This is a genomic window from Propionimicrobium lymphophilum DSM 4903, assembly GCF_000423485.1.
GTDB lineage: Bacteria > Actinomycetota > Actinomycetes > Propionibacteriales > Propionibacteriaceae > Propionimicrobium > Propionimicrobium lymphophilum.
Map to the genome: position 1 here is coordinate 1 of NZ_AUIB01000019.1, position 4,705 is coordinate 4,705.

At 53.9% G+C, this 4,705-nt stretch carries 5 protein-coding genes; 3 read left to right on the forward strand and 2 right to left on the reverse strand.

Annotated elements, in window-relative coordinates:
• The coding region (locus G556_RS0107360) for a VanZ family protein (protein ID WP_028822305.1) at nucleotides 1-455 on the reverse strand (455 nt) is incomplete at its 3' end.
• A gap of 74 nt (nucleotides 456-529) precedes the next feature.
• On the opposite strand from G556_RS0107360, the gene G556_RS0107365 reads away from it, so the two are divergent.
• Complete coding sequence (locus tag G556_RS0107365; protein WP_028822306.1) at nucleotides 530-1,141, forward strand: major tail protein; 612 nt, start codon at nucleotides 530-532, stop codon at nucleotides 1,139-1,141.
• 15 nt (nucleotides 1,142-1,156) lie between these two features.
• Nucleotides 1,157-1,579, forward strand: a complete 423-nt coding sequence (locus G556_RS0107370) for a hypothetical protein (RefSeq protein ID WP_028822307.1) — start codon at nucleotides 1,157-1,159, stop codon at nucleotides 1,577-1,579.
• A gap of 199 nt (nucleotides 1,580-1,778) precedes the next feature.
• Here G556_RS0107370 and G556_RS0107375 read toward each other — a convergent pair whose 3' ends face one another.
• Nucleotides 1,779-2,417 (reverse strand): hypothetical protein, encoded by a 639-nt coding sequence (locus tag G556_RS0107375; protein ID WP_028822308.1) that lies wholly within the window; start codon nucleotides 2,415-2,417, stop codon nucleotides 1,779-1,781.
• Nucleotides 2,418-2,470: 53 nt separating this feature from the next.
• Between G556_RS0107375 and G556_RS0107380 the strand changes: the two genes are divergently transcribed.
• Nucleotides 2,471-4,705, forward strand: a 2,235-nt coding sequence (locus tag G556_RS0107380) for a phage tail protein (protein WP_028822309.1), incomplete at its 3' end; no start/stop codon positions are given.

Here is a 4,705-nt window from a genome sequence, read left to right on the forward strand (position 1 = left end):
AACCCGATGACGTTAATGACTTTTTCGCTCTTTTCAGGCCAGAATCTGGCTAGCAGAGCAAAAACTACTAAGCCAGTAGCGGCTCCAGCAGTGTTACTTATGACATCGGTGATATCGCTGACCCCAATAGCGAAAACGTACTGAACGACCTCGAATGCCACGCTTGCTAAAAACGGTGGGAGAAATTGAATTAACCATGAGCGCCGTTCCAACAGCATCCTCATGTACATGCCAAACGGGATGAAAACAAGGAAGTTGAACACGATCTCATTAAAGAAGATCGACCCGTTAAGAATCGCAGAATCTGCAAATGGGATCAGATTTAAGGAGCGCACATGCCGCATGTTCAGCATGTCGTCAACGCTGGTGGCGAGTTTGAACAGCACCAGCCACAACAACAAGAGCAGATAAATCCCGAACACCGCGTAGGTCAAGCATCGCGTTTTCTCTCTCATGCCCCAATTCTATCTTTCGATGACATCTAAAGACCCATGTCACGAAAAATCACTACCCAAAAGGAGAAATACTCATGGCCACTATTGGTCTAGACAAGCTCTACTACGCAACCATCACTGAGGATCCCACCAGTGGCGAGGAAACCTATGCCACCCCGAAATCGCTGGCAAAAGCAATATCCGCCGAGCTGTCCGTTGAGGTTGCTGAAGCGATCCTTTATGCCGACGACGGGGCATCCGAGATTGTTAAAGAATTCAAATCCGGCACCCTCACCCTCGGCGTGGACGACCTCGGAGCCGACGCCGCTGCAGCCTTCACCGGTGCCACCTTGGACGCTAACGGCGTGCTCATCTCGGCTTCTGAGGATGGCGGCACACCTGTTGCTATCGGCTTTCGAGCCGCCAGATCGAATGGCAAGTATCAGTATTTCTGGTTGTACCGGGTGAAGTTTGCGCTGCCTACTACGACCCTGGCGACCAAGGCCGACAGCATCACCTTTAGCACGCCGTCGATTGAGGGCACGATCCTGCGTCGTAACAAGCCCGATGCGCATGGTCGTCATCCGTGGAAGGCCGAGGTTACTGAAGGCGCATCCGGGGTAAAGGCAGAAACGATTAGCGGTTGGTATAAGCAGGTTTATGAACCTGCAGCAGCCACCACGCCGAGCCGTGCCGCAAGCCACTAAAAGGAGGGCAGTTTTATGGGAAAGAAACCCACAACAACCAATGCGATGGATTCGTTTCGCAGCGCCACCATAACTATCGGTGGCCAGGATTACGAGCTGGTCTTGACGACTCGTGCGACCCGGTTGATTGCGCAACGTTACGGCGGACTCGAACATCTAGGAGATGCCCTGGAAACCTCCGAGGATGTGGATAAGTCGTTGGGTGAGGTGATCTGGCTAATCACCCTGCTTGCCAATCAATCCGTTGCAATCCATAACCTCACGCACCCGGACGATCAACGCAATGAACTAACTGAGGATGCGGTGGAGTTGCTGACGGTGCCGGCTGATTTGGCTGACTACCGGGCAGCGATCAGCGAAGCACTACAACGAGGAACAAGACGAGCTATTGCCACCGAAGCACCGGCCCCAAAAGACCAGAACAAGGGCGAATCGTAGATAGTGATGAGGCGGCCTTCACCAGGCTGGTTTATATCGGGCTGGCCCACCTGCACATGTCCCGGGTGGAGGTTGACCTGTGCGTGTTTGGTGAGTTGCTAGACCTAGTGGATTGTTGGCGGTTAGAGACCGGCCGAGCACAGCCGAAACGCGTTTGTTTTATTGATGATGTGATTCCGGCAGGAATTTAGCGGTGAGGTTAGGTGGATTTTCTAAACCATTTGGCTCCGTACTTTTGCATTTGGGTGTCGCCCCACCAAGATAAGAATTCATCTGGTTTTTGCCCGTTGGGTTGTTCGAAGGCGCAGTCGAATGAAGCGATCACGCCGTTGGTTGCCTCTGCTAGAGCGGCCGCAACTAAGCCGTAGCCTGTGCAGGCAACTGGATGCGTACAAGCACTTCGGTATTCATACCAAAAATGAATTTGCGAATTGACTTTAGCGAGTTCCTGTTCGGTTAGTCGCCCGTCGAATTCACAAGCTTCTAGGGGTACTACATCTCCCAGCTTGATAGGTGGATAGCCAGTTTCTTGATGCCAGTTTGCGAAGGTTTCAACGTCTGAAGCATCTGCGCGAGGCCGCTCCAGACAGTAAGGGAAGGACGAGGAACATATGGACCCGTCTAGTAAATAGGCAAAACGCAGTTGCATTTCTGGCTGCCATCGCATTCCGTGTGGAGTCTGTTCAGATGTTGCATAGTAACAGGATCGAACCTCTATTTGTGACCCGATCTTGTGGCGGTCAAGCAGCTCTTGGAAAAGCTCTTGCGTTCTCGAACGAGTGTGCTCGATAAGAGGCATAAACCCCATCATCGGATACACATCGATTGTCGTAGACATGCTCTCACTCTAAAACCCCCACTGACAGTCTTATTCATTCAGGAGGTGAAAATATGGCCGAGTCCAGTTTCGGTTTGAAGATTGGTTTGGAGGGTGAGCGGGAGTTTAAGCGCGCGATCACCGACATTAACCGTGAGATTCGGGTGTTGGGCTCGGAGATGAAGCTGGTCGCGTCCCAGTTCGACAAGAACGACTCTTCAGCCGCAGCACTGACGTCTCGTAACCAGGTGCTGGGCAAGGAGATCGAGGCGCAACGGGCCAAGGTCGAAACCTTGAGGTCTGCACTTGAGAATGCTGCCTCGTCTTTTGGGGAGAATGATTCGCGCACGAAGAATTGGCGGATCCAGCTCAATAACGCCCAAGCCACCCTCAACGACCTTGAGGGCGAGCTGAAAGACAGCAATGAGGCGCTAGCAAAGTTTGGTGACCAGGCTGACGGTGCCGGGGATGATGCCAAGGACGCCGCCAAGGGTGCAGACCGTTTAGAGGGTGCGGTTGATGAGTTGGGTTCGCAGATGGACGACACCTCGGGCAAGACCCGGCTTTTCGGTGACGTGCTTAAAGCCAATCTTGCAGCCGAGGCAATCGTTGGTGGGGTTAAGGCTATCGGGCACGCCATCGCGGGTATCGCTAAGGGCTTCGCCGGGGCGATGAAAGATGGGGTGGAGTACAACGCCCGCATGGAGCAATACACCAGCTCTTTCACGACGATGCTGGGTGATCAGGCCAAAGCCCAGAAACTAGTCAACAACCTCAAACTTGAGGCTGCTCGTACTCCGTTTGGTATGGAGGATCTGGCTAAGGGCGCCCAGACTCTGATGGGGTTCGGTATGAGCGCTGAAGAATCCCAGATCAGGCTCAAACAGCTCGGCGATATCTCTCAGGGTGATGCCCAGAAGTTTGAGTCACTTACGCTGGCGTTCGCTCAAATGTCCTCGACCGGTAAGTTGACTGGTCAGGATCTCAATCAGATGATTAACGCCGGTTTCAACCCCCTCGAAGAGATCTCCCGTAAGACAGGTAAGAGTATCGGCGAGCTCAAGGAGGAGATGGGTAAAGGCGCTATATCTGCGGATATGGTGGCTGACGCGTTCGCTTCCGCCACTAGTGAGGGTGGGCGGTTTTATGGTGCGATGGATGCCCAATCTAAAACCTTCTCCGGACAATTGGCCACCTTGCAAGACGGCGTAGCAAACCTCAAAGGACTCTTGGCCGGTGGCTTGACCACAGCGCTAGCCGGGACGGTGATGCCGATGGTCAACGGCTGGGTCGACGAACTCACAGAAGCCTTCGAAACCGGCGGCGCACCAGCCCTGATCGACACTTTCGGCGGGATCCTGAAAGAAGCACTGGCATTTATCGCCGAACAACTCCCACAAGTAGTTGAGACCGGCATGACAATACTGACCAGCCTGCTTGAGGGGATTATTGCGGTGCTGCCGTCCCTAGCCGACACCGCCGTAACCCTAATCGTCGCCCTAGTAGAAGCCATTATCGAAGCGCTACCGAGCCTTCTTGAGGCTGCGGTGCAGATCATTACTACGCTGGTAGCCGGTATTGGTGAGGCGCTGCCGCAGTTGATTCCGGCGGCGGTCGAAATGTTGACCACGATGATCCAAGGGTTAGTGGATAACCTGCCGCTGATTTTGGACGCTGCCTTGCAGTTGATCACGGGCCTGGCTGAGGGCCTGATCGCGGCAATCCCTGTGTTGATTGAGGCTTTGCCGCAGATTATTCAGGGGCTGGTGAATTTCCTTGTGGGTGCTATCCCGCAGATCATCCAAACCGGCATCCAACTACTCACCAGCCTGGTAAGCGCGCTGCCAGAGATTATTACTGCAATAGTGGCAGCTCTGCCGCAAATCATCACAGCCGTGATCAACGGGGTCTTGGGGGCAATCCCGCAGCTGATTCAGGCTGGTATTCAGTTGTTTGTTGCTCTGATCGGTGCCTTACCGCAGATCATCACCACGATTGTCGCGGCCTTACCGCAGATCATTGGTGCGGTAATCTCTGCCGTGATTGGTGCGATTCCGCAGTTAGTGCAGGCCGGTATCCAGCTACTAACAGCACTGATCGGTGCGCTACCGCAGATTATTGGCACGATTGTCTCCGCCATCCCGCAAATCATTGGCGGCATTGTCTCCGCTGTGTTGGGTGGGGTTGGCCAGATGATCAATGCTGGTGCTTCCTTGGTTTCTGGTTTGTGGCAGGGCATCCAGTCGCTGGCCGGGTGGTTGTGGGACAGGGTTTCTAGCTGGGTATCGAGTATTTGGGATGGGATCCTC